This window comes from Rhodococcus sp. PD04 (genome assembly GCF_035918275.1).
GTDB classification, from domain to species: domain Bacteria; phylum Actinomycetota; class Actinomycetes; order Mycobacteriales; family Mycobacteriaceae; genus Rhodococcus; species Rhodococcus rhodochrous.
Window position 1 is genome coordinate 1,237,748 of the sequence record NZ_CP142143.1, and the last position, 25,822, is coordinate 1,263,569.

At 70.1% G+C, this 25,822-nt stretch carries 15 protein-coding genes; 7 read left to right on the forward strand and 8 right to left on the reverse strand.

Annotated features, from left to right (window positions below; translation table 11 throughout):
• Positions 1 to 4 precede the first annotated feature (4 nt).
• The 4 genes from U9J23_RS05820 to U9J23_RS05835 all read left to right on the forward strand — a co-directional run bounded on the left by U9J23_RS05820 (position 5) and on the right by U9J23_RS05835 (position 16,264).
• On the forward strand, positions 5 to 12,268 hold the full coding sequence (locus U9J23_RS05820) for a non-ribosomal peptide synthetase (RefSeq protein WP_326601827.1): 12,264 nt from the start codon (positions 5 to 7) through the stop codon (positions 12,266 to 12,268).
• Positions 12,265 to 13,308 carry an ABC transporter substrate-binding protein gene (locus U9J23_RS05825; RefSeq protein ID WP_059381574.1) on the forward strand — a complete coding sequence of 348 codons (1,044 nt, stop codon included), beginning with the start codon at positions 12,265 to 12,267 and terminating at the stop codon, positions 13,306 to 13,308. Before U9J23_RS05820 ends, U9J23_RS05825 begins: the two co-directional genes overlap by 4 nt.
• 10 nt (positions 13,309 to 13,318) lie before the next feature.
• A complete protein-coding gene (gene entS / locus U9J23_RS05830) occupies positions 13,319 to 14,572 on the forward strand; it encodes an enterobactin transporter EntS (RefSeq protein WP_059381573.1) in 1,254 nt (417 codons plus the stop codon).
• 327 nt (positions 14,573 to 14,899) lie between these two features.
• The gene (locus U9J23_RS05835) at positions 14,900 to 16,264 is read left to right on the forward strand and encodes a PhoH family protein (protein ID WP_174479589.1); all 1,365 of its coding nucleotides are present in this window, start codon (positions 14,900 to 14,902) and stop codon (positions 16,262 to 16,264) included.
• A 55-nt stretch (positions 16,265 to 16,319) separates the two neighbouring features.
• Here the strand turns inward: U9J23_RS05835 and U9J23_RS05840 are convergent, their stop codons facing one another.
• Both U9J23_RS05840 and U9J23_RS05845 read right to left on the reverse strand, forming a co-directional pair.
• Complete coding sequence (locus U9J23_RS05840; protein ID WP_059381615.1) at positions 16,320 to 16,748, reverse strand: carboxymuconolactone decarboxylase family protein; 429 nt, start codon at positions 16,746 to 16,748, stop codon at positions 16,320 to 16,322.
• Between the two features lie 93 nt (positions 16,749 to 16,841).
• Positions 16,842 to 17,264, reverse strand: a complete 423-nt coding sequence (locus U9J23_RS05845; protein WP_059381571.1) for a limonene-1,2-epoxide hydrolase family protein — start codon at positions 17,262 to 17,264, stop codon at positions 16,842 to 16,844.
• A gap of 160 nt (positions 17,265 to 17,424) precedes the next feature.
• On the opposite strand from U9J23_RS05845, the gene U9J23_RS05850 reads away from it, so the two are divergent.
• Complete coding sequence (locus U9J23_RS05850) at positions 17,425 to 18,015, forward strand: LGFP repeat-containing protein (protein WP_226949770.1); 591 nt, start codon at positions 17,425 to 17,427, stop codon at positions 18,013 to 18,015.
• Positions 18,016 to 18,140: 125 nt separating this feature from the next.
• Here U9J23_RS05850 and U9J23_RS05855 read toward each other — a convergent pair whose 3' ends face one another.
• Positions 18,141 to 19,556: a class II fumarate hydratase gene (locus U9J23_RS05855; RefSeq protein WP_059381614.1), complete on the reverse strand. Its 1,416-nt coding sequence runs from the start codon at positions 19,554 to 19,556 to the stop codon at positions 18,141 to 18,143.
• A gap of 136 nt (positions 19,557 to 19,692) precedes the next feature.
• On the reverse strand, positions 19,693 to 20,727 hold the full coding sequence (glpX, locus tag U9J23_RS05860; RefSeq protein WP_059381569.1) for a class II fructose-bisphosphatase: 1,035 nt from the start codon (positions 20,725 to 20,727) through the stop codon (positions 19,693 to 19,695).
• Between the two features lie 183 nt (positions 20,728 to 20,910).
• On the opposite strand from glpX, the gene U9J23_RS05865 reads away from it, so the two are divergent.
• Positions 20,911 to 21,480: a DUF4245 domain-containing protein gene (locus U9J23_RS05865; protein ID WP_106200453.1), complete on the forward strand. Its 570-nt coding sequence runs from the start codon at positions 20,911 to 20,913 to the stop codon at positions 21,478 to 21,480.
• A gap of 21 nt (positions 21,481 to 21,501) precedes the next feature.
• On the opposite strand, the gene U9J23_RS05870 is transcribed toward U9J23_RS05865, so the two are convergent.
• Genes U9J23_RS05870 through U9J23_RS05880 form a run of 3 tightly spaced genes read right to left on the reverse strand, consistent with a single transcriptional unit; the run spans position 21,502 to position 23,722 of the window.
• Complete coding sequence (locus U9J23_RS05870) at positions 21,502 to 21,759, reverse strand: exodeoxyribonuclease VII small subunit (protein ID WP_059381567.1); 258 nt, start codon at positions 21,757 to 21,759, stop codon at positions 21,502 to 21,504.
• Positions 21,756 to 23,021 (reverse strand): exodeoxyribonuclease VII large subunit, encoded by a 1,266-nt coding sequence (gene xseA / locus U9J23_RS05875; RefSeq protein ID WP_326601836.1) that lies wholly within the window; start codon positions 23,019 to 23,021, stop codon positions 21,756 to 21,758. Before xseA ends, U9J23_RS05870 begins: the two co-directional genes overlap by 4 nt.
• Positions 23,018 to 23,722 (reverse strand): lipid droplet-associated protein, encoded by a 705-nt coding sequence (locus U9J23_RS05880; protein WP_059381565.1) that lies wholly within the window; start codon positions 23,720 to 23,722, stop codon positions 23,018 to 23,020. The genes xseA and U9J23_RS05880 overlap by 4 nt, the downstream gene beginning before the upstream one ends.
• Positions 23,723 to 23,821: 99 nt before the next feature.
• On the opposite strand from U9J23_RS05880, the gene U9J23_RS05885 reads away from it, so the two are divergent.
• Entirely contained in the window at positions 23,822 to 24,820 is a 999-nt protein-coding gene (locus U9J23_RS05885; protein ID WP_016693940.1) for a 4-hydroxy-3-methylbut-2-enyl diphosphate reductase, read from the forward strand.
• 78 nt (positions 24,821 to 24,898) lie between these two features.
• Here the strand turns inward: U9J23_RS05885 and U9J23_RS05890 are convergent, their stop codons facing one another.
• The gene (locus U9J23_RS05890; protein WP_059381564.1) at positions 24,899 to 25,768 is read right to left on the reverse strand and encodes a DUF6542 domain-containing protein; all 870 of its coding nucleotides are present in this window, start codon (positions 25,766 to 25,768) and stop codon (positions 24,899 to 24,901) included.
• Positions 25,769 to 25,822: the final 54 nt, after the last annotated feature.

A 25,822-nucleotide genomic window follows, 5' to 3' on the forward strand; every position in this document is an offset into this window, starting at 1 on the left:
TTCGATGCAGTCGGTGTACCCCGTCACGCGTGCGCAGCGGACCATCTATTTCGGTCATCAGCTCGACGCCACCGGGCACCTCTACAACACCGGCATGTACACCGAGACCATCGGTGACGACATCGACATCGACCGGATGATCACGGCGATCCACTCGGTGCTCGACGTCGCGGAGACCCTGCACGTCAACTTCGACGTCGACGCCGACGGCAACGTCGTCCAGATCCCGCGCGCGACCCGCGAGTGGGACCTGCCCGTCATCGACTTCCGCGGCGAGGACGACCCGGCGGCGGCGTCCGACCGCTGGATGCGCGAGACGATGAACGAACCGCAGGATCTCGCCCGCGACCTGCTGTTCCGATTCGCCATCCATCGCCTGGCCGACGACACGGTGCGGCTGTACCAGCAGTACCACCACATCGTGAACGACGGCTACGGCATCGGCCTCGCGACCACCGCGATGACCAAGGCGTACGTCGAAGGCAAGGGCCCCGACCGCGCCGCGGAATGGACCCTCGAACGGTACGTGCGCGTCGACGAGGAGTACGTCGCGAGCGAACAGCGCGAACTCGACCGTCGCTACTGGCTCGACGAACTCGCCGACCTCCCGCAGGTGACGCGTCTGCTCGGCTCGGGTCGCTTGTCGAGCCCCGGCGAACTCGTCGCCTGGTCACACATCGATGCCGACGGACGCGGCCGGCTCGAGCGGTACGCCAAGGCGCATGGGACCCGGCTCGCCACCGTGCTCATCGCACTGCTCGGCGCCTATCTGGCCCGGGCCACCCGACGCCGTGACGTGGTGATCAGCCTGCCCACGACCGCGCGCGGCACCCGCGAACTGCGCACCGTGCCCGCGATGGTCGCCAGCGTCCTGCCCCTGCGTTTCGATGTCCCCGACGACGCGCGCCTGGCCGACGTCGCCGAGGTGATCGACGGCAAACTGCTCGGCCTGCTCAAGCACGGCCGGTACCGCGGTGAGGATCTCGGTCGCGAACTCGCCGACATCGACCCGGACTGGCGACCCCCGACCGTGGGCGTGAACATCATGCCCGCCTCCGTCTCGCGGTACTCGGTCGGCCGGGAATCGCAGGCGCACATGCTGTCCTCCGGCCCGGTCGGCGAACTCGAATTCATCGTGGTGCTCGAGAAGGCCGGGCACCCGATCGAGATCGGACTGCGCGGCCACGCCGACGACGCACCGCTCGCGCAGCGCTGCGCCGCCGACCTCGACGACTTCCTCACCGCAATCCTCGCCGACCTCGACGCACCGCTCGGCACCTTCGACGTCGCCCCGGCACCGTCGATCACCGAGGGCCCCGAGGCCGATCACATCGGCGTTGCCGTCGGGCACGAGGACACCACCGCAGGTCCGCTCGCGCTCATGCCGGCCACCGTGCGGCGCCGCGACGCCGGACGCGCCGTGGACGCCGACCTGCGCGAATACCGCATCCCGGCTCCGGAGGACCTCACCGAGGACGCCGTGGTCGCCGCCGTCTCCGCCGTGGTCGAGCACCACCCGGCGCTGCGGACGACCCTCACAGCACCGGCTCCGGTGCTGTGGTTGCTGTCCGTGAACGACTCCGCTGCCGTCGACGCCCGGGCCCTCGTCGCAAGCGCCGCGCTGCCCGCGGGAACCGCGACTGCCGACCTGCCCCTGCGCCCTGATGCCACCGCCGGCCGGATCCTGACCGCGGTGCGGCTCACCGGTGCGGACGAGGCCGCCGGGGAACTGGTGTTCCTCGCTCCCGCCGGACTCGTCGACGAGACGTCCTGGTCGATCGTCACCGCCGATCTGCACCGCGCTCTGCGTGCCGCCCGGCGCGGTACGCCGATCGTGCTGCCGCCCGTGCCCACCTCACCCGCGACCCACGCCCGCGTCTTCACCGAGCAGGCCGCCTCGCCGCAGCGACTCGCCGAGCTTCCCGACTGGATGACCACCGTCGCCCCCGGCACCGAATTCGCTGCCGCGGTGGCCACCGGCCGCACACGGACTCCCGTGACCCTCACGCTGACCGACGACGAATTCGTCACGGCGACAACCTCGGTCGCCGGACTCGTCTCGGGCGACGCAACCGACGTGTGGACGGCGGTGACCGCAGCTGCGGTCGCGAACACCCGCGAGGGCGCCGACGGTGACCTGCTCGTCGACGTCGTCCGCGACGGCCGCATCGCCCTGACCCCCGACGCCGACCTCACCCGCACCGTCGGCGCACTCGACTGGACGACGCCGGTGCGGCTGACGCTCGCCACCGATCCCCTCGACGCCCTGCGTGCCGCGAAGGAACGCCTGCGCACCGCCCCCGATCGGGGCATCGGCTGGCCGATGCTGCGCTACGCCAACGTCCAGGCCGGGCCGGCCCTCGCGCCGCTCGGACAGCCGCAGGTGCTCGTGCGGAGCGGGGGAGACCGCATCGGCAACTACCTGCTCGACATCCACATCGAACGGAGAACCGACGGCGCCGCCGTGCATCTCACCGCCGACGAGGCGCTCGCCCCCGAACTCGTGGCCCGGCTCGCCGAGGCATGGCGGGCGGCGTTCGACGACCTGCTCGGCCGCGCCGACGCCGCCTCGGGGCGTACCTCCCTCACCCCGTCCGATCTCGAGCACGTCACGCTCACGCAGGCCGAGATCGACCGCGTCGCACGCACTGCGCCCGTGCGGATCGAGGACATCTGGCCGCTGTCGCCGCTGCAGCGCGGCCTGTACTTCCAGTCGGTCTTCGACTCGTCGAAGGACATCTACACCGCCCAGTTCTCGCTCGACTTCGGCCACCGTCTCGACGTCGCGCGCCTGCGCCGCGCCGCAGCACGGTTGCTCGCCGAGAACCCCACCGTGCGTGCCGGTTTCACCGACGACGGTCTGGCCGATCCGGTGCAGTTCATCGGCGCCGCGGATCTCGAGGTGCCGTTCACCGAGGTCGACCTCTCCGACCTCGACCCGGCCGAACAACAGGCCCGCGCCGAGAAACTGATCGAGGAGGATCGGCTGCAGCCGTTCGACCTCGCGTCCCCGCCGCTGTGGCGCATGCTGCTGCTGCACCTCGACGGCATCGACCGTCTCGTCGTCAACCGCGAATTCATCCTGTGGGACGGCTGGTCCGGCGCGCTGTTCGTCGATGAGCTTCTCGCCCGCTACGCCGGTGACGAGATCACCGCGTCCGAAGCGGGTTTCACCGACTACCTGCAGTGGCTCGCCGCCCGCGACCGCGTCGCCGCCGAGCAGGCCTGGCGCGACGAGTTCGCCGGCTTCGACAAGCCCACGCTGCTCGCCGGTTCCACCCGCGACCGCGCCGCCATCGTGCCGCTGCGCATCGAGTCGTACATCGACGAGACACTCGCCGCGGCACTGCGCGACCGGGCCCGCAGCACGGGCGTCACCCTCAACGCGCTGATGAACGCCGTCGTCGGCCTGCTGCTCGCCGCCGAGTCCGGCAGCACCGACGTCGTGTTCGGCTCCACCGTCGCCGGGCGGCCCACCGAGATCGTCGGACTCGACCGCGTGATCGGCATGTTCCTCAACACCGTCCCGGTGCGGGTACGCCTGTCCGGTGCCGAGACCGTCGCGGACCTGCTGCGCCGCATGCAGGACGAGTACGCCGACCGCATGGAGTTCGAATATCTCGGACTCGGCGACATCCTCCGCGCCGTCGGCCACTCCGAACTGTTCGACACCCTGTTCGTGCTGCAGAACTTCAAGGACGCCGACGAGATGGCCCGGCAGTCCGCGCGGCACGACATCGTCGCGGAGGACAGTCTCGACCACACGCACTATCCCCTCGCGATCGTCGTGTCGCCGGGACGGACGATGCACGTCAAGATCGACTACCGGCCCGACGTCGTCGACGGCTCGCGTGCCCGGGCCCTGCACGACCGCTTCGTGGCGTTGCTCGAGTTCGTCGCCCGCGGAGTGGATCTGCCGGTCGCGTCCGTGCCGGCACTGACGGCCGCCGAGCACGCCGTCACCGATGCCCGGCTGCGCGCCGAGATCCCCGAGGTCGAGGACGTCACCGTCGCCGAGATGCTCATCGCGCGCGCCGCGACCGACGCCGACCGCATCGCCCTCGTCTCCGGTGAACAGAGCTGCACCTACGGCGAACTCGCCGGCCGCGTCGAAGCGCTCGCCCGCACCCTCATCGCCGGGGGAGCGGGGCCCGAGACCATCGTGTGCCTCGGCCTGCCCCGCAGCATCGACACCGTCGTCGCGCTCTTCGCGATCCTGCGCACCGGTGCCGCCTACCTGCCGCTCGAACTCGACCAGCCCGACGAGCGTCTGCGCACCGTCATCGACGACGCGCAGCCGGCGCTGTTCCTCACCACGACCGCGGTGCAGAACCGTCTCGGCCTGCCCGCCGACCGCAGCATCCGCCTGGACGAAGCGGTCGCGATGGAACTCGGCACCGCCGACACCGCGCCGCTGACCGACGCCGAACTCGGCGCGTTCGCCCCGGGCCGTCCGGGCCGGCTCGAGCACCCCGCCTACGTCATCTACACCTCCGGGTCCACCGGCAAGCCGAAGGGTGTGGTCACCCCCTATCGGGGCCTGACCAACATGCAGCGCAACCACCAGGACGAGATCTTCGATCCGGTGGTCTCGTCGGTGGACGGACGCCGGATGCGGGTCGCGCACACCGTGTCGTTCGCCTTCGACATGTCGTGGGAGGAACTGCTCTGGCTCGTCGAGGGTCACGAGGTGCACGTCTGCGACGAGGACCTGCGTCGCGACGCCACCGCGCTCGTCGAGTACTGCAACACCCACGCCATCGACGTCGTGAACGTCACCCCCACCTACGCGACGCAGCTGATCGCGGACGGCATGCTAGACGAGGGGCCGGGACAGCACCGCCCGCCGCTCGTCCTGCTCGGCGGTGAGGCCGTGTCGGATTCGGTGTGGACGCGCCTGCGCGAGACCGACGGCACCCTCGGGTACAACCTCTACGGCCCCACCGAGTACACGATCAACACCCTCGGCGGTGGCACCGACGACAGCGCGACCCCCACGGTCGGCGTCCCGATCCGCGCGACCCGCGCCTACATCCTCGACCCGTGGCTGCGGCCCGTCGTCGACGGTGTCGTCGGCGAGTTGTACATCGCCGGTGTGGGTCTCGCACGCGGCTATCTGAACCGTTTCGGGCTCACCGCCGACCGGTTCGTCGCCGATCCGTGGTCGGCCGGTGGCCGCATGTACCGCACGGGCGACCTCATGCGCCTACGTCCGGACGGCAACCTCGACTATCTCGGCCGTGTCGACGACCAGGTCAAGATCCGCGGCTACCGCGTCGAACTGCACGAGATCGCCGCCGTGCTCGAGGAGCACCCCGAGGTCGGCACCGCAGCGGTGATCGCCGTCGACGACCCGCTCGTGCCCGGAGCGAAAAGACTTGCTGCCTATGCGGTTCCGGCTGGCGACGGTGATCCGTCCGACCTGTCGTCGCGGCTCGTCGCACACCTGCGCGCCCAACTGCCCGACTACATGGTCCCGGCCGGGGTGCAGCTCATCGACTCCGTGCCGATGACCGTCAACGGTAAGCTCGACACCCGCGCCCTGCCCGAACCGCAGGCCGCCACGGGCCTCGGTGGACGCGCCCCGCGCACCGAGACCGAGAAGGTCCTGTGCGAGGTCTTCGCCGACGTCCTCGGCATCGACGAGGTCGGCGCCGACGACGACTTCTTCGAACTCGGCGGGCACTCGATGATCGCCATGCGGATCGTCGGCCGCATCCGCTCCGAACTCGGCGTGGACGTCACCATCCGCGACCTGTTCGAGGCCCGCAGCGTCGAGGAACTCGCCCGCCGCATCCCTGGTGCCGCAGCGGCGCTCCCGCCGGTCACCGCGCGGACGCGCCCCGACCGGGTGCCGCTGTCGGCCGCCCAGGAACGCCTGTGGCTGCTGCAGCAACTGCAGGACGACAGCCTCGCCTACCACTACGCGCACGTCGCCCGCCTCGACGGTGAGGTGGACGCCGATGCCCTCGCTGCGGCGGTCGCCGACGTCGTGGAACGTCACGAGAGCCTGCGCACCGTCGTCGAGTCCGAGGACGGCGCGCCCTACCAGCGGATCCTGTCCACGCCCGAGGCCGTGCGCTTCGAACTGCACGAGACGGAATCCGAGGATGCCGTCCGGGCGTTGCTCACCGAGCGGCTCACCGCGTCGTTCGATCTGCGCACCGACCCGCCGCTGCGGGTCGTGCTGGTGCGCGTCGCACCCGACCGGCACGTCCTCGCGGTGGTGCTGCACCACATCGCGACCGACGAATGGTCGGACGCCCCGCTGCTCGGCGACCTCACCCGCGCCTACCTCGCCCGGTCGGCCGGTGCGGCACCCGAGTGGTCGCCGCTGCCCGTCCAGTACGCCGACTACACGCTGTGGCAGCGCGAACTGATCGAGGCCGGCCGGATCGACACCCAGATCGACTACTGGACCGACACTCTCGCGCAGCTGCCCGACGAGATCGTCCTGCCCACCGACCGGCCCCGCCCCGCGCGGCCGACCGGCGCGGCGGGCAACACCACCGCGACGGTCCCCGCCGACATCGCCGCCCGCCTGCGTGCGGTCGCGGATGCCCGCGGCGGCACGATGTTCATGGCTTTGCACGCGGCCGTCGCGGCACTGCTCTCGCGTCTCGGCGCGGGCGACGACATCGTCGTCGGCACCCCGGTCTCGGGCCGGTCCGACACCGCCCTCGACGAACTCGTCGGTTTCTTCGTCAACACCCTCGTGCTGCGCACCGACCTGTCCGGCGAACCCACCTTCGCCGATCTCCTCGACCGGGTGCGCGAAACCGATCTCGCGGCGATGGCGCACCAGGAGGTGCCCTTCCAGCAGCTCGTCGAGCGACTCGCACCGCCGCGCGTCGAGGGACGGAACCCGCTGTTCCAGGTGATGGTGAGCTACCTGCAGCGCCCCGCGCAGCTGCCCGACCTGCTCGGTGTGCCCACCCGCTGGGAGCCGCTGAGCAACGTCCGCGCCAAGTTCGACCTCAATCTCACCTTCGTCGACGCCCCGGACACCGGTGAGGTCGCCGTGTCGGTGGAGTACGCGACCGACCTGTTCGACGCCACCACGGCCGATACGTTGCTCGCCGCGCTGCTCACGCTGCTCGATCAGGTCGCGAGCACACCCGAGACCAGGATCGGTGACGTCGCGATCCTCGACGCCGACGAGGCCGCGGGGCAGCTCGCCGTCGGCACCGGCGAGCGCGTCGACTTCGCTCTCGTCCCGCTGAGTCAGGCACTCGCGCGCAGTGCCGCCGAGCACGCCCGACGACCGGCTCTCGTCGCGGCCGACCGCACCCTCACCCACGCCGCGCTCGACGCCGCCTCGAACCGCCTCGCCCGCGAACTCGTCGCGCTCGGTGCCGGACCGGGTGCGATCGTCGCGGTCGCGGTGCCCCGCTCCGTGGAGCAGGTCGTCGCGATCCACGCCGTCGTGAAGTCCGGTGCGGCCTACCAGCCGATCGACACGACGCTTCCCGAAGCGCGCATCGAGTACCTGCTCGGTGACGCACGTCCGCGAGTCGTGCTGACGCGCAGCGACATCGAACTGCCCGGCGAGCATCCGCGACTCGACCTCGACGACGCCGACGTGCGTGCCCGCATCGACGCCCGCAGCCCGGACCCCGTCACCGACACCGACCGGATCGCGCCGCTCACCCTCGACCACCCGCTCTACGTCATCTACACCTCGGGGTCGACGGGTCTGCCCAAGGGCGTCGCCGTGTCGCACCGCGCCGTGGCGAACCGGCTCGAATGGGTGCGCCGCGAACTGCCGCTCTCGCCCGACGACCGGGTGCTGCTGCGCACGCCCGCGACCTTCGACGTGTCGGTGTGGGAGTTGTTCGCGCCGTTCGTCGACGGTGCGAGTGTCGTCGTCGGCGGACCCGACGCGCATCGCGATCCCGTCGAATCGGCGACCTTGCTGCGCGACGGGAACATCACCGTCGCCCACTTCGTGCCGTCGATGCTCGAGGAGACCCTCGCCGTGCCCGCCACCGCGGACGCCGCGAACCTGCGCCGCATCGTGTGCAGCGGAGAAGCACTGTCGCCCCGCACCGTCGAACGCGCGGCGAAGGTGCTGCCACAGGTGAAGGTCCACAACCTGTACGGCCCGACCGAAGCCGCCGTCGAGGTGACCCTCGACGCCGACCCGGGTGCCCGCATCGGTTCGCCCACCCGCGGTTCCGTCATCGGCCGGCCGGGCGCGAACGTGTGCCTGTACGTGCTCGACCGGTATCTGCGCCCCGTGCCGGCCGGCACCCCCGGTGAGCTGTACATCGGGGGAGCGCAGGTCGCGCAGGGCTACCTGCGGCGCCCGGCACTCACCGCGCAGCGGTTCGTCGCCGACCCCTACGGCGATCCCGGTGAGAGGCTCTACCGCACCGGCGACCTCGCGCGCTGGGACGCCCGCGGCGACCTCGAATTTCTCGGGCGCGGCGACGACCAGATCAAGCTGCGCGGTCTGCGCATCGAACTCGGCGAACTCGAGGCGGCTCTCGATGCCGTCGACGGTGTCGCCCGTGCCGTAGCGGCGCTCAAACCCGGTCCCGCAGGCGATTCGGTGCTCGTCGGATATGTCGTTCCCGCAGCGGAAGTCGCGGTGGACCCGGTGGCGGTCCGTGAGGCGCTCGTCGGACGTGTGCCCGATTACCTGCTGCCCGCGCGGATTCTCGTGATCGACGCGGTCCCGACGACCTTCAACGGCAAACTCGATCGCAGTGCCCTGCCGGCACCGGAATTCGACACCGGATCCGGACGGCAGCCGCGTACCGAGCTCGAAGCGACGATCGCGACACTGTTCGCGGATGCGCTGGGACTCGACGAGGTCGGCATCGACGACGACTTCTTCGCGCTCGGTGGGCATTCGCTCGCTGCGATCCGGCTCGTGAACGCGATCCGCTCGGAGCTCGGCGCCGATCTGGCCCTGCGCACGGTCTTCGACGCCCCGACGGTGGAGTCGCTCGCGCAGCGGTGCGCGGCGGCGGGTCAGGCGTCGCCGCGACCCGCGCTGGTTGCGGCCGACCCGCGACCTGCGATGGTGCCGCTGTCGTACGCGCAGCAACGCCTCTGGATCCTCGACCAGCTCGGGGCCCGCGGCGGCGTGTACAACGTGCCGGTCACGTGGCGGGTGCACGGACGCGTCGACGTCCCGGCACTCGAAGCGGCCGTGCGCGACGTCGTCCTGCGTCACGAGGCGCTGCGCACCGTCTTCCCGAGCGTGGACGGACAGGCCTACCAGCAGGTGCTCGCGCCCGACGAGGTCCGCGTGATCGCCGACCACCGCTCGGTCGCCGCGGCCGATGTCCGCGATGCGCTGGCCGAGGCGATCGATCACCGCTTCGATCTGTCGGCCGAGCTGCCGGTACGGCTGTCGGTCCTCGACGCCGGGGACGACACCGTCGTGGCGCTTGTGATCCACCACATCGCCGTCGACGAGTGGTCGACCAAGGCGCTGCTCACCGATCTGGCGACCGCCTATGCGCTGCGGCAGGTGGGGCAGGCACCCGACTGGACACAGCCCGCCGTCCAGTACGCCGATTTCACGCTGTGGCAACGCGACCTGCTCGGCGACCCGGCGGATGCGGAGTCGCTCGCCGCTCGTCAGCGCGCCTACTGGCGCGATGCCCTCGCCGGACTGCCCGAGGAACTGCCGCTGCCGGCCGATCGGACCCGTCCGGCCCGCACCTCCTATCGCGGTGGTGCGGTGCCGTTCGCGCTGGACCCGGAGATCGTGCGGGCACTGCGAGAAGTCGCACGCGCACACGACGTCTCGATGTTCATGGTCGTGCAGGCCGCCGTGGCGGTGCTGCTCGCGGCCTACGGTGGTGGCGAGGACATCCCCCTCGGCACCCCGGTCTCCGGACGCGGCGACGCACAACTCGAGGATCTCGTCGGTTTCTTCCTCAACACCCTCGTACTGCGCACCGACCTGTCCGGCGACCCCACCGTCGCCGAACTGCTCGACCGCATCCGCCGCACCGACCTCGAGGCGTTCGACCACCAGGACCTGCCGTTCGAGCAGGTCGTCGACGCGGTGCTCGGCTCCGACCGATCCGTCTCGCGCGCGCTGCACCCGCTGTTCCAGGTGATGATCGTCTATCTCGTCGAACCCGATCCGCGCAGTGCGGGCGGGCTCATGGCGGGTGTCACCCCCGAACCGCACCCGATGGAGACCTCGAAGTTCGACCTGTCCTTCGACCTCGTCGAATATGCGGGAACCGACACCGTCGTCGGTGTCGTCGAGTACAGCTCGGACCTGTACGACCGCCGCACCGTCGAACGTCTCGCCGCCGGACTCGACCGGGTGCTGCGCACGCTGGCCGGGGGAGAGGCGCACCGGCGCCTGTCCGCCATCGACGTGCTGCCGGCCGACGAACGCGCACAACTCGAACGATGGCGGGCCACACCGGCACAGGCCACCGAGGCGGTCACCGTCGCGGACCTGTTCGACGAGGCGGTCGCCCGCCATCCGCACGAGACCGCGCTCGTAGCAGGCGATCTCGACCGGACCTTCGCCGACCTCGCGTCCAGGGTCCGCCGGTGGGCGCGCCTGCTCGTCGACCACGGTGTCGCTCCCGAGACCCGCGTCGCACTCGTGCTGCCCCGCACGGCCGACACGATCGCGGCGATGCTCGCAGTGCTCGTCTCCGGCGGCGCCTACGTCGCACTCGAACCGCGCACACCCACCGAGCGGCTCGCGACGATCCTCGACACAGCCGAGCCGGTCGTCGTGCTCACCACCGGAGAACTCGCGTCGTCGCTGCCCGCGGTGGACGCGCCGGTGCTCGCGCTCGACGACGAGGCGCTCGCCGAGCGGGTTGCCGGCTACGACGACGCCCCGCTGACCGACGCCGACCGGCTCGCACCGCTGCGCGCCGATCACCCGGCCTACGTCGTGTACACCTCCGGGTCCACCGGCACACCCAAGGCGGTCCTCGCCCTGCACCGCGGCCTGACCGCGCTGTTCCACAGTCACCGTGCCGACCTCTACGAGCCGACGCAGGCGCGGACCGGACGCGACCGGCTCCGGGTCGGTCACGCGTGGTCGTTCGCCTTCGACGCATCGTGGCAGCCGCAACTGTGGCTCTTCGACGGGCACGCCGTGCACGTCGTCGACGAGAAGGTCCAGCGCGACCCGGCCGAGATGGTCCGCGTCGCCCACGAATCCCGCTGGGACTTCGTCGAGGTCACCCCGTCGCACCTCGCGCAGCTGCTCGATCACGGACTCGCGGACGACGGACGGTGCCCCGCCTCGCTCGGTTTCGGTGGCGAGGCCGTCTCGCAGCCCATGTGGGATCGACTGCGCGGCCTGGACGGCGTGACCGCGTACAACCTCTACGGGCCGAGCGAGAGCACCGTCGACGCACTCGTCGCACGGTCCTCGGACGCCGAGACGCCCGTGGCGGGCCGACCGGTGGCCGGCACCCGGGCCTACATCCTCGACCGGTGGATGCGTCCCGCGCCGATCGGCGTGGAGGGCGAGCTCTACCTCGCCGGTCGAGGACTGGCCCGCGGCTATCTCGCCGATCCGGGCCGCACCGCCGACCGCTTCGTCGCGGACACGATCGATCCGGAGTTCCCCGGCGACCGCATGTACCGCACGGGTGACCGGGCCCTGTGGATGCCCGACGGACACATCCGGTACCGCGGACGCGGCGACGACCAGGTCAAGATCCGCGGGTACCGGATCGAACCGGCCGAGATCGAGACCGTGCTCTCGTCGCGACCGGATGTCGCGACCGCCGTGGTTCTCGCCCGCACCGATCTCGGTGCGACGGCGCGCCTCGTCGCCTACGTCGTCCCGGCCGCCGGGCACACCCTCGACGCCGAGACCCTGCGACGCGCGGTCGCGCGGGTGCTGCCCGACTACATGGTGCCGTCGGCGACGGTCGTGCTCGACGCCCTGCCCACGCTCGCCAACGGCAAGATCGACCGCGCCGCGCTGCCGCGACCGGAACTCGCCCCGCGAGCGCACCGCGCACCGTCCACACCGGCCGAAGAACTGCTGTGCGCCCTCGCCTCCGAGGCCACCGGCGTCGAACAGGTCGGCGTCGACGACGATCTGCTCGAACTCGGATGCGACAGCATCTCGGTGATGCGGATCCTGGGCGGACTGCGCGCGGCCGGATACGTGATCGACGCGGAGTCGATCTTCACCGCCGGGTCGATCGGCGAACTCGCCGCGACCCTCCACGAGACCGAGATCCGCGACGCCGGGAACGGAGACCCGACCGACGGACCCACGAAGTGTTCTACAGCAGAGGAGAATCGATGAGGATCCACAAGCGACTGCGCCGGATCGGCGTCGCCCTCGCCGCCACCGCCATGCTGGTCGGTGTCACGGCGTGTGGCTCGGACACCGACAGCGGCAGCTCGTCCGGTAGTGCGACGGCGTCGGACGGGGAGTTCCCGGTCACCGTCTCCGGCAAGTTCGGTGAGGCGACCGTCGAGTCCGCCCCGACCCGCGCCCTGCCGCTGTCGCCGCAGGACGCCGACATCCTGCTGTCGCTGGGCGTCACCCCGCTCGCGCTCCCCGTCGATGCCCAGAACCTCGCCGCCACCGGCGGCACCGGTGTGTGGCCGTGGGAGGCCGAAGCGCTCGGCGCCGACGTCCCGCCGCTGCTGAACATGGACGGCGGTGCGACGGTGATCGCCGAGCAGATCGCCGCGCTGCAGCCCGACATCATCGTCTCCACCGGGTTCTGGGGACTCGAGCAGAACACCTACGACCAGCTCGCCGAGCAGTTCCCCGTCGTGCACTTCGACTACCGCGCCAACGGTGAGCCGTGGCAGGATTCCACCCGCAAGATCGCAGCGGCCCTCGGCATCCCCGAGAAGGCCGAGGAGGTCATCGAGCAGGCCGAGGTCGATCTCGACGCCGCCAAGGAGCAGTACCCCGCGCTCGAGGGCGCGACCTACAACGCGATCATCGGCGACACCGGTGGTCAGCTGTCGGTGCTCGCCGCCGACGACCGCGGCATCGGGCAGTTCCTGAACTCGCTCGGCCTCGAGCTCAGCGAGTACGCGAGCACACTGCAGGTCGATGCCGACGGACGCGGTGTGCTGTCCTACGAGGAGATCTCACAGCTCGACGCCGACCTGCTCGTCGTCGTCTCGCCCACGGGCGATCTCGGATACCTGACCAAGTTCGAGGCCTGGAACCGTCTTCCGGCCGTCGAGCGCGGCGCGGTCGTCTCGCTCGCCCGCAACACCGGCATGCCGAACGCTGTGGGCTTCCCGTCGGCGCTGTCGCTGAAGTGGGCCACCGACGAGATCGCCCCGATGCTTGCCGACGCCGCCGCGAAGTCCGAGTGACGGACCGGCAATGAGCAACGGCGCCCTCTTCGATCTGCGGCCGCTGCGCGAGAGCGCGGCCTTCCGCCGGATCTTCATCGCTCGCACCATCTCGATCTTCGGTATCGGGATGCTCATGGTCGGTGTGCCGATCCAGGTCTATGACCTGACCGGATCGTCGCCGATGGTGGGTCTGGTCTCCGCGCTCGAAGGGGGCGCTGCGATCGGCGGCATGCTGCTCGGCGGCATGCTCGCCGATCGCTACAACCGCAAGTTCCTGATCCTGTTCGCCCGCACCGTCTCCGGTCTCACCTTCGTCGGACTGGCCGTCAACGCCGGTCTGTCGTCACCCTCGGTGCCGGCGATCATCGCGCTGACGGTCGTCAACGGACTGATCGGGTCGATCAGCATCGCCGCTCTGCTCGCGGTCGTGCCCACGCTCGTCCCGAAGGGCCAGCTCGTCGCCGTCGGCGCGCTCAACGTCCTCAGCGCCCGCGCCGGAGCCGTCCTGTCCCCGGCGCTCGGTGGTCTCGTGATTGCCACGTTCTCGGTCGCATGGAACTACTGGGTGGCCGCGATCGGCACCGCCGTGACCGTCACCCTGCTCTCGGGACTGCCCGCGCTGAACCCGCCGAAGGCGGACGCCGGGCACGACGCCGACACGCCCGCCGAGACGGTGGCCGGCTTCCTGCGTCGCGAACACGTCGTCGGTGGCGTGATGATCGCCGGTGTCGTCGCGATGCTCGGCGGCGGTGTGCTCGTGCTCGTGCCGGCCTTCGCCGACGCGCGTTTCGAGGGCAACGCGGTCGCCATCGGCGTCATGTACGCGGCGATCGCGCTCGGTGCCGCCGCCGCCACGGTCACCAGTGGATGGCTCGGTCGTTCGGTGCGGCCCGGCCGCGTGCTGCTCACCGCCCTGGTCCTCGGATTCGTCGTCCAGGCACTGGTCGGCTTCACGTCCGTCCTGGCGCTCACCGCGGTGCTGCTCGTGATCGTCGGGGTCTTCGGGGCCGTGCAGGAGGTGCTGCGCTACTCGCTGATCCAGACGCACACGCCCCACACGCTGCTCGGCCGGGTGAACGGCCTGTGGTCCGCACAGGAGGTCGCGGGCATGTCGGTCGGTGCGCTCGTCGCGGGCCTGTTCGGCGGGATCTTCGACGCCCCGGACGCGGTCGTCGGGTACAGCGCCGCGATGGCAGTCCTCGCGCTGCTCGTGACCCTGCTGCTGCGGCGCCTGCGCGGCGCGACGGTGGAACCGAGCGCGCATCCGGTCGCGGTCGAGTGACCGTCCGTCGCGCGTTTCACGGGCTCGCGGCCCGGTAGCGGACGCGGAGACGAGGGGGAGTGCTGAGGTTCAGGAGTGGTTACGAGGTGCGGTTAACGCAATCTTCACCGACACGCTTCCTCCCTGCCGAGCGAATAGTCCGTATCGGGGTTAGCGTCGGGGGTGTAGGCGGCGCAGGTGCCGACTACACGGGAGGTCCCTGATCGTGTGGCTGACACAGTCCGAGCGAGGGGGCCGGCACCGGGCCTCCGTGGTCGTGACGACACCGGGGACCCACCGGCCCACCGAATACGTCCGGGCGGTGCCGTCCGGGCCGAGGAGCCCCACGTGAACGCAACACGCTCCGTCCCCACCCGCTCCGGCGACGCCTCCGGTACCGCCGCTGCGAAAGAATCCGCTGTACGCACCTATGTGCTGGACACTTCAGTGTTGCTCTCCGACCCTTGGGCGGTCACCAGGTTCGCCGAGCACGAAGTCGTCCTTCCGCTGGTCGTGATCGGCGAACTCGAAGGGAAACGGCACCACCACGAACTCGGCTGGTTCGCCCGCGAATCGCTGCGGCTGCTCGACGACCTGCGGCAGCGGCACGGCCGCCTCGACCAGCCCATCCCCATCGGGGACGAGGGCGGCACCCTCCACGTGGAGCTCAATCACACCGACCCCATGATCCTGCCCGCGGGATTCCGCACCGACACCAACGACTCCCGCATCCTCGCGTGCGCCCTGAACCTGGCCACCGAGGGACGCGACGTGGTGCTCGTCAGCAAGGACATCCCGTTGCGCGTCAAGGCCGGTGCCGTCGGCCTCGACGCCGACGAATACCACGCCCAGGACGTGGTGACCTCGGGATGGACGGGCATGACCGAACTCGAGGTCGACCGCGCCCTCATCGACGAGATGTTCACCGAGGGCATCGTCGACATCGACGACGCGCGGGATCTACCGTGCCACACGGGGATCAGGCTCCTAGGGGGTTCGTCCAGCGCGCTCGGCCGGGTCACCGCCGACAAGCGAGTGCAGCTCGTCCGCGGCGACCGGGAGGCGTTCGGACTGCACGGGCGCTCCGCCGAACAGCGCGTCGCGCTCGACCTGCTGCTCGACGAATCCGTCGGCATCGTCTCCCTCGGCGGCAAGGCCGGAACCGGAAAGTCCGCGCTGGCACTGACGGCCGGACTCGAGGCCGTCCTGGAAAGACGCACCCACCGCAAGGTGGTGGTCTTCCGGCCGCTCTACGCGGTGGGCGGGCAGGAACTCGGCTACCTGCCGGGTACCGAGGCCGAGAAGATGAATCCGTGGGGGCAGGCGGTCTTCGACACCCTCGAAGGACTCGCCAGCCCGGCGGTGCTCGAGGAGGTGCTCAGCCGCGGGATGCTGGAAGTGCTGCCGCTCACGCACATTCGCGGCCGGTCGCTGCACGATTCGTTCGTCATCGTCGACGAGGCGCAGTCGCTCGAACGCAACGTGCTGCTCACCGTCCTGTCGCGGCTCGGTGCGGGATCGCGGGTCGTGCTCACCCACGACGTCGCCCAGCGCGACAACCTGCGTGTCGGTCGGCACGACGGTGTCGCGGCGGTCATCGAGAAGCTCAAGGGGCATCCGTTGTTCGCGCACGTCACGCTCACCCGCAGTGAGCGGTCGCCGATCGCGGCACTGGTGACGGAGATGCTCGAGGAGTTCGCTCCGGGCGCCTGAGCCCCGAGCACGGCCGACACGGCGCGTCCGGCATCCGCCGGGCGCGCCGTCGTCGTCACGCCCCGTCGGAGGTGTCGGTGTCCTCGGAGAGGGGGCCGAGTTCGGCCTCGAGCACTTCCTGGACCACGCGCATCGCAGCGAGTCCGGCGGGGGCGCCACAGTACGCCGAGCAGTGGATGACGGATTCGACGATCTCCGTGCGTCCGAGCCCGTTGCGCAGGGCTCCTCGGACGTGTCCGCGCAGTTCGTTCTCGGCGCGCAGCGCGATGAGCATTCCGAGATTGAGCAGGCTGCGGCTGCGCCGGTCCAGGCCGGGACGCGACCACACGGCGCCCCAGGCGTGTTCGGTCACGAACTCCTGCATCGCCTCGGAGTCGGTGCCGCGGGAACGCTCGAACGCCCGCTCGACGAAGTCGTCACCCATCACTTCGCGCCGGATCTCCAGACCCGCCGTGAATCCCGGAGTGTGCTCGCCGTCGGACATGTTCATCGCTCCCTGCTGATCTGTCGCCGAACGGTTCGGCGACGAACGGATTCTATGCGGGCGTCCTCGGGGGAGCGGTGGGGGTGAGGATCGTCAGGAGCGACGCAGGACGGCGCGCAGTACGCCCACGACGGTTCCGCGGAGGAAGGTGAGGACGTCGAAGTGGTCGTCCCACACGGCGATCCGTCCGTCGCGCAACTCGAAGGTGCCGCACACCCAGAACTCGATGTTCACCGGCCCGAAGCGCAGGATGTCGGTGCGTTCGGTGAGCACGATGTTGCCGTCGGCCGCGATGTGATGGATGACGACGCCGAAGCCCACCGCAGGTCGCGCGAGACCGGCGAGGATCTTCCGGACCCGGGTCCCGCCGCGGATGGTGGGGAGCCAGGTGTTGTGCCACGCGATGTCGTCGGTGATCAGTGAGCCGGCGAGGTCGATGTCCTCCGCGGCCGTCGCCTCCAGGAAGTCGGTCACCGTCGCGACGGCGTCCCGCGCGGTGGTGGTCTGTGTGCTCATCGTTCTCCTCGGCGTCGGCTGCGTCGCATGGTAACGGCAGGAGCCCGGGGGTGGGGCGGATTCGTGGACGGCACGGAATCACCGGAAACCGGGTTGTGTCGCCGAGGAGTCGGGCACCCTGAAATCAGGTACCCGTCCTCTCAGTGACAGGAGCGAACCGATGAATCGAATTCCCCGACGCAGAGCAGCGTTGGTGGCGGCCGCGGCGGCGGTCGGACTGGTGGTCGCAGGTTGCAGCGACGACCAGTCGGCGGAGGACACGGTGGGCAGCGCGACCAGCGCGGTCCAGTCCGCCGCGGAGAGCGTGGCATCCGGGGCGGAGAGCGCCGTCGAATCGATCACGCAGGGCGACGATTCGCCGGAGGGCGACGAGCCCGCGGCCGATCAGTCCAGTGCGGTGCCGGGACCGGACGGCGAGCAGGTCGAACTCAGCGGACCGATCCTGCAGAAGTACGACGAGGTCGGCGGTGCGTCCAGCCCGCTCGGTGCCGCGACCGGCGAGCAGGAGGAGGTCGGCGACGGTTACGTCGCGGAGTTCGAGGGCGGCATCATCGCGTGGAGTCCCGACACCGATTCCCACATCGTGTGGGGTGAGATCCGCACGGCCTGGGAGGCCGCGGGCGGTGCCGGTGGTGATCTGGGATTCCCGATCAGTGACGAAGAGCAGAACGTCGACGGTGCCCGCAGCAACTTCCAGTTCGGGTACATCACCTGGTCGCCCGAATCCGGGACGGAGGTGGTCCAGGAGTGAGGTGACTCCCCGGATCGCTGAGCCCTCGCTGTCCGCTCACGTTTTCGCCATCCGCTACAGCAATTGCTGTAGCGGATGGCGAAATTCGTAGCTGATGCAGGCGGGGTCCGTAGGGACCCTGCGGGTCAGGACTCCTCGTCCACCCGCGTCATCGCCAGGACGTCGAGGCGGCGGTCCAGTTCCTCCTCGCTCAGCCGGTCGCCGACGAGGCCGCGGTCCACGACCGTCTGACGGATCGTCTTCTTCTCCCTCAGGGCCTCCTTGGCGACGGCGGCCGCCTCCTCGTATCCGATCGCGGAGTTGAGGGGAGTGACGATCGACGGCGACGACTCCGCCAGGGTGCGCAGATGCTCGACGTTCGCGACCAGTCCGGTGATGCAGCGATCGGCGAACAACCGGGAGACGTTGGCGAGCAGACGAATCGACTCGAGGACGTTGCGGGCCATCACCGGGATGTAGACGTTGAGTTCGAACGCCCCGGCCGCGCCGCTCCACGCGACGGTGGCGTCGTTGCCCACCACCTGTGCAGCGACCTGCGTAACCGCTTCGGGAAGAACGGGATTGACCTTACCCGGCATGATCGAGCTACCGGGCTGCAGATCGGGGAGCTGGATCTCGGCCAGACCGGTGAGCGGGCCGGACCCCATCCAGCGGATGTCGTTGGCGATCTTCGTCAGCGACACGGCGACGGTGCGCAGCGCGCCGGACACCTCGACCAGCGCATCGCGCGCGGCCTGCGCCTCGAAGCTGTTGCGGGCCCGCTGCAACTCCTCGAGCCCCGTGGTCTCGACGAGCACGGCCACCACGCGCGGACCGAAATCCGCCGGCGCGTTGAGACCCGTGCCCACCGCTGTGCCGCCGATCGGAAGTTCACCGAGGCGGGGGAGCGTCGCGCGGAGACGCTCGATCCCGGCCTCGATCTGGCGGGCGTAACCACCGAACTCCTGGCCCAGGGTCACCGGGACCGCATCCATCAGGTGCGTGCGACCCGACTTGACGACCGTGCGCCACTCCTTCGCCTTCTCGTCGAGGGCACCGTGCAGGTGCTCGAGAGCGGGGATCAGATCCTTGACCGTCGCCTCGGTCGCGGCGACGTGCGTCGCGGTGGGGAAGGTGTCGTTCGACGACTGCGACATGTTGACGTCGTCGTTGGGGTGGACCGTGACGCCGGCCTTCGCTGCGAGCGACGCGATGACCTCGTTGGTGTTCATGTTCGAGCTCGTACCCGAACCGGTCTGGAAGACATCGATCGGGAACTGGTCGTCGTATTCACCCGCGGCGATGGCATCGGCGGCCGCGACGATCGCCTCGGCCTTGTCGGGGTCGAGCAGCCCCAGGTCCTTGTTCACCCGGGCGCAGGCACTCTTGAGCAGACCCAGCGCGCGGATCTGCGCGCGTTCGAGTCCACGGCCCGAGATCGGGAAGTTCTCCACGGCGCGCTGCGTCTGGGCGCGCCACAAGGCGTCGACCGGAACCTGGACCTCGCCCATCGTGTCGCGTTCGATACGGAACTGCTGAGAAGACTGTTCGGTGTCGGTCATGTCCTCCACGTTATGCCGACGGAACGAACGAGGAGGGGCACTGCGACGAGAACTCGTGGCAGTGCCCCTCCTCGGGAGCGATCGGTGAGGATCAGGGCCGTGTGGATCAGGGCCGTGTGGATCAGGGCCGGGTGGATCAGGGCATGGGATACGGCGAGCCCGCGACACCGTGGAAGTCGATGGACGAGAACTCGCTGAGCTTCTGCAGGCGGTGGTACGCCTCGATCATGCGCACCGTGCCCGACTTGCTGCGCATGACGATCGACTGCGTCTCCGCGCCACCCGCGGAGTAGCGGACGCCGCGGAGCAGCTCACCGTCGGTGACGCCGGTCGCGCAGAAGAAGATGTTCTCGCCGGTGACGAGATCGTCGGTGGTGAGGACACGAGCAAGATCGTGACCGGCGTCGATCGCCTTCTGGCGCTCGGCGTCGTCCTTCGGCGCCAGTCGACCCTGGAGTGCGCCGCCCATGCAACGCATCGCGGCCGCGGCGATGATGCCCTCGGGGGTACCGCCGATGCCGAGCAGCATGTCGACACCCGAACCCGGACGAGCAGCGGCGATCGCGCCGGCGACGTCGCCGTCGGAGATCAGACGGATGCGGGCACCCGCCTCGCGCACCTCCTTGATGATCTGCGCGTGGCGTGGACGGTCGAGGATCGTCACGGTCAGGTCGGCGTGCGCGATGTTCTTCGCCTTCGCGACGCGACGGATGTTCTCCGCGATCGGGGCGGTGATGTCGATGACGTCGGCGGCCTCGGGACCGACGGCGATCTTCTCCATGTAGAACACGGCGGACGGGTCGAACATCGCGCCCCGCTCGGCCACGGCGAGCACCGCGATCGCGCCGGGAGCGCCCTTCGACATGAGGGTCGTGCCGTCGATCGGGTCGACCGCGACGTCGCACAGCGGACCGTCGCCGTTGCCGACCTCCTCGCCGTTGTACAGCATGGGCGCTTCGTCCTTCTCGCCCTCACCGATCACGACGACACCCTGCATCGACACGGAGCTGACCATGTGCCGCATCGCGTCGACGGCGGCGCCGTCGCCACCTTCCTTGTCGCCGCGTCCGACCCACCGGCCGGCCGCCATCGCCGCGGCCTCGGTGACGCGGACCAGTTCGAGCGCGAGGTTGCGGTCCGGAGCTTCGCGGCGTGGGGTGCTGGCCGTCATGGGCTACTGCCTCCTGGAGACTTTTCGGTCGACGCGGGTTGCGCCGGCAGAGGGAGCGGACGCCGAGGGTGTCCGCACGATCGGTGTGTGTCGCGTGGCTATTGTCTCATCACGGCCGATGCTGTGGGCTGTCGGACCCGCCCGGCCTGAACATGCCCGTTTCGTAGCTGTCAGACTGGACGCGTGGCATCCAAGAAACCTCGCATCCTGCAAGACGGTCGCGATATGGCGTGGTCGCTGATCCCGCTGCTCGTGCTGATCCTGTTCATCGCGGCGATCGCCAGCCAGTGCGAGTTCAAGCCCGGCGGGCCCACGGCGGGTCCGGTGCCGAGCTTCGACATCGATGCCGGCCTGAAGTACGACGCGGCGGAGCTCGGATTCCCGATCCGCCATCCCGAGGTGCCCGAGGACTGGCAGCCCAACTCCGGTAGCCGCAGCATCGTCTCCGGTGGCCAGGGAGGTGATTCGAGCACCGTCGGTTTCATCACTCCCGCAGGTCGCTACGTACGTCTCACCCAGTCGGATGCCGGTGAGGACGAACTGGTGCGATTCGTCGCCGGAGGTGCCCGCACCGCCACCGACACCCGTGCCGTCGAGGACCACGACTGGGTGGTTTACGGAGGCGAGGGTGTCGAGGCACTCTGGGTGTCCGACTTCGGCGACGTGCGCATCCTGATCGGTGGCTCGGGCGACGAAGCCGAGTTCACCACCCTGGCCACGGCCGCGGGCAGGGCCGAGCCGCTCGAACCCTGATCCGGGTCGGATCGGTCGAGGTCAGTCCTCGTACTCGTCGTCTTCGTCCTCGTCGTCCGCGAGGGAGAGGGCCTGCTCGACACGTTCGCGGGCGCCGGCGAGATGTTCCTCGCAGCGCTTCGCGAGCGCCTCGCCGCGCTCCCACAGCTGCAGCGAGTCGTCGAGGTCGAGACCGCCCTGTTCGAGCATCTTCACGACGTTGACGAGTTCGTCCCGAGCTCGCTCGTAGCCGAACTCCCGCACATCGGCGTTGGCGTCGTCGGTTCCCACGTTCGTCACTGTCCTGATCTTCCTTGTCGTTCGTGTCCCATGACGGCGGCGCGGGCCGCGCCGTCCGCCACGCGCACCCGCAGCTGGGTGCCGATGGGCATCTCGTCGAGTGTGCGTACCACTTCGGGGGCGCTGCCCGGCACGATCCGCTGGACCACGGCGTAGCCACGCGCCAGGGTCGCCGCGGGTCCGAGGGTCGCCAGCCGTGCCCGCAGGTGTTCGAGCGTCGACGACTGCGACGAGATCAGCCTCGTGACGTCGCGCCGTGCCGCGTGCTGCAGCCGCTCGATCTCCTCGTGCCGCCGGTCGAGATCGCGGAACGGATCGGCCAGGACGGGACGGTCGCGCAGCTGCGCGATCACATGTTCCTCGCGTCGGACCCAGTTGCGCAGCGCTGCCGCGGACCGTGCTCTCAGCTCGTCGACGAGATCGAGTTCGGCGACCGCATCGGGTACGACGCGCTTCGCGGCGTCGGTCGGGGTCGCCGCCCGCAGGTCGGCGACGTGATCGCAGAGCGGACTGTCGGGCTCGTGGCCGATCGCGCTGACCACGGGCGTCGTGCACGCGACGATGGCACGGCACAGCGCCTCGTCGGAGAACGGCAGCAGGTCCTCGACGCTGCCGCCGCCGCGGGCGAGGACGATCACGTCGACGTCCGGGTCCTTGTCGAGTGCTTCGAGGGCCTCGATGAGCTGCGTGACCGCGGTCGGACCCTGCACGGTCGCGTGGCGGACGTCGAACTGCACGGCCGGCCAGCGACGCTGCGCGACCGACAACACGTCGCGTTCGGCCGCGCTGCCACGGCTGGTGACCAGGCCGACGCGGCGCGGCAGGAAGGGGAGGGGGCGCTTGAGCCGCGGGTCGAACAATCCCTCGGCCGCGAGCAACACGCGCAGTCGTTCGAGCCGCGCGAGCAGTTCCCCGATGCCGATCGCCCGGATCTCGGTGACCCGCAGCGCGAGGCTGCCGCGGCCGGGCCAGAAGGTCATCTTCCCGAACATGATGACGCGGCTGCCCTCGGTGAGCGGCACCCCCGACTGCTGCAGAAGTTGCGGCGAGCAGGTCACCTGCAGGGACATGTCCACCGACGGGTCGCGCAGGGTCAGGAACGCCGTCCGCGTCCCGGGACGAGCGTTGATCTGGGTGATCTGCCCCTCGACCCAGATGGTGCCGAGCTTGTCGATCCACCCGGCGACCTTCTGCGCCACGGTGCGGACGGGCCAGGGCTGCTCCGCGGAGTTCGGGCGTGCCGCGTTCTGTCCGGCCGTCACTTGTTACGCGCGCTCGTGATCCGGTTCGACAGCATCGTCACGAACGGAGTACGCGCGGCGTGAGCATTCTCGTATTCGAGCAACGCTGTGAGCTCGTCCACCGACAGTGCGCGCAGTCGGGCGCGCAGCTGCGCGAGGGTCAGCGAGTCGTAGTCGAGGTATTCGACGATCTCGGAACGGTCGTCGGAGGCGACCTTCGTGTCCGTGGTCTCGCCGATCTTTGTGACCTCGGCGTCGGCGGACTTCGCGGCGGCCTTCTTCGGAGAAGACTTCTTGGCTGCCGTCTTCTTCGCGGGCCCCTTCGTCGTCGCGGTGCCCGCCTTCACCGGTGCGGCCGGCTCGGCCACGGGCGCATCGGCCTCGGTCGCCGGCGGGATCGAGTACAGGGCGAACCGGCCGGGAGCGCCGTTCGGGGTGTTGTTCGTCGAGGTCGTGGGCTCGTCCGAAGGGGCAGAGCCGTCGTCGTCGAAGGTCGCCCACTGTGCGGTCTCGCCGGGCTCCGCTCCGAAGATCTCGAAGAACTGGTCGCCCTTGATGGCGAGCGAGGTCATGACCTGCTGCACTCGCATCGTCGTCTGCAGGATCTGGCTCACCGTCGTCATCGGCAACGAAACGGCTGTGCTCGGCAGCTTGAGGGTCTCTTCGTACGCGGTGACAGCAACGCCGGCAGCCACCCGTGCCAGGAACGGTGGACGGATCATGCCCCAAGACTGCCCGATGATCGGCGTGATTGGTAGCCGGGGAGCACGTCGGCCGCGAGCTGGGAAGCCCCGCTCCGACGCGCCCCGTACTCTGGAGGTATGTCTGCGCCTGTTCCTCTCGAAGTCGGGATCACACGGTCCGCCGGTCCCTCCACCTCCGGAAAGCGCGTCCTGCTCGCCGAGCCGCGCGGCTACTGCGCCGGCGTCGACCGCGCCGTCGAGACCGTCGAGAAGGCGCTCGACAAGTACGGTGCGCCGATCTACGTCCGCAAGGAGATCGTGCACAACCGCCACGTCGTCGACACGCTCGCCGACCGCGGTGTGGTGTTCGTCGACGAGACCGACGAGGTGCCCGAGGGCGCCGTGCTCGTGTTCTCGGCGCACGGTGTGTCGCCCGCGGTCCACGAATCGGCCGCCTCCCGGCAGCTGCGCACCATCGACGCGACCTGCCCGCTGGTGACGAAGGTCCACCAGGAGGCCAAGCGCTTCGCCCGCGACGACTTCGACATCCTGCTCATCGGTCACGAGGGCCACGAGGAGGTCGAGGGCACCGCAGGTGAGGCCCCCGACCACGTGCAGCTCGTCGATGGCCCCGACGCCGTCGATTCGGTGACCGTGCGCGACCCGTCGAAGGTCATCTGGCTGTCCCAGACCACCCTCAGCGTCGACGAGACGATGCAGACCGTGCAGCGTCTGCGTCAGAAGTTCCCGCAGCTGCAGGATCCGCCGAGCGACGACATCTGCTACGCCACCCAGAACCGGCAGGTCGCGGTGAAGGCGATGGCACCCGAGTGCGATCTGGTGATCGTCGTGGGGTCGCGGAACTCGTCGAACTCCGTGCGGCTCGTCGAGGTCGCCCTCGGCGCGGGTGCCCGGGCAGCGCACCTGGTCGACTACGCCAAGGAGATCGATCCGGCCTGGCTCGAGGGCGTCGAGACCGTCGGCATCACCTCCGGTGCGTCGGTCCCCGAGATTCTCGTGCAGGGCGTCGTCCAGTTCCTCGACGAGCGCGGCTTCCACGACGTGCAGTCGGTGACGACCGCCAACGAGACCCTGGTGTTCGCCCTGCCGCGCGAACTGCGCGCGTCGCGTCGCTGAACCGGGTAGTTCCGTAGAGCGAAGACGACCGGTCACCGCCGTCCATCGGCAGGTGACCGGTCGTCTTCGTCGTGTGGGTCAGTCCTCGTAGCGGTCGCGGTACCGCACGCGCGGCGGCTCGTAGCCCTGCGTGGGTGCGGGGGAGGGCGCCGGCCGACCGGTCTCCGGATCGGGTGCCGGGCGGCGCCGCGGCTCGCGGACCTCCGGCGGCACCGGGTCCGCAGGTCGGGGAGCGCGAGCACGTCGAGGAGCGGGCTGCTCGGCGGCCGGACCTTCGGGACGGACGCGGCGACGCGGACGGGTGTCGGCGACCTCCCGGACCGACGCCTTCGCGGTCGGCGTGCTGCGGCCCGCGGCGGTGCGAGGTGCATCCGCAGGGGTAGCCGTCGCCGATCGTTCCCGGGCCGCACGCCTGGTCGGACGGTCGCTCGCAGCGCGGGTCGGCCGATCACCGGCGGCGCGGGCCGGGCGTTCCTTCGCGGTTCCGGCCTTCGCCGCCCGCGGCTTCGCCCGCTCTCGCGGCGCACGGGCACGTACCCCCGTGTTCTGTCGGGTCACGAAGATCCGGAAACCGCCGATCGCCAGAGCCAGGAGCGTCGCCACCAGCATCGCCGGAAAGCGGTTCACGAGCGGATAGGCGACGTTGAGCGCGAGATCCTTCAAACCGCCGGTGCTGTCGGGGGAGACGATCTCCTGGCCGATCGGCACCGCGAGGAGCAGCAGCAGAGGCGGCTGGGCCATGGCCGTGAACAGTCCGCGATAGCGCACCGCCACCACGGCCGCGACGCAGCCGAGCACATAGAAGACAGTGAACGCAGAGGTCAGCTCGTTCCCGCGTGCGCTGTCGAGCAGCACCCCGAGAAGCGTCGTTCCGGCTGCGATCGCCACGGCACCCCACCAGGGCACACCGGGCACCGTAGGCACCAACGACCGCATGTCGAGCGGCACCGCCGAACGTGCACGTTGGGTTGCAGACACAACGTAGACATTAGCGTGGCTGTG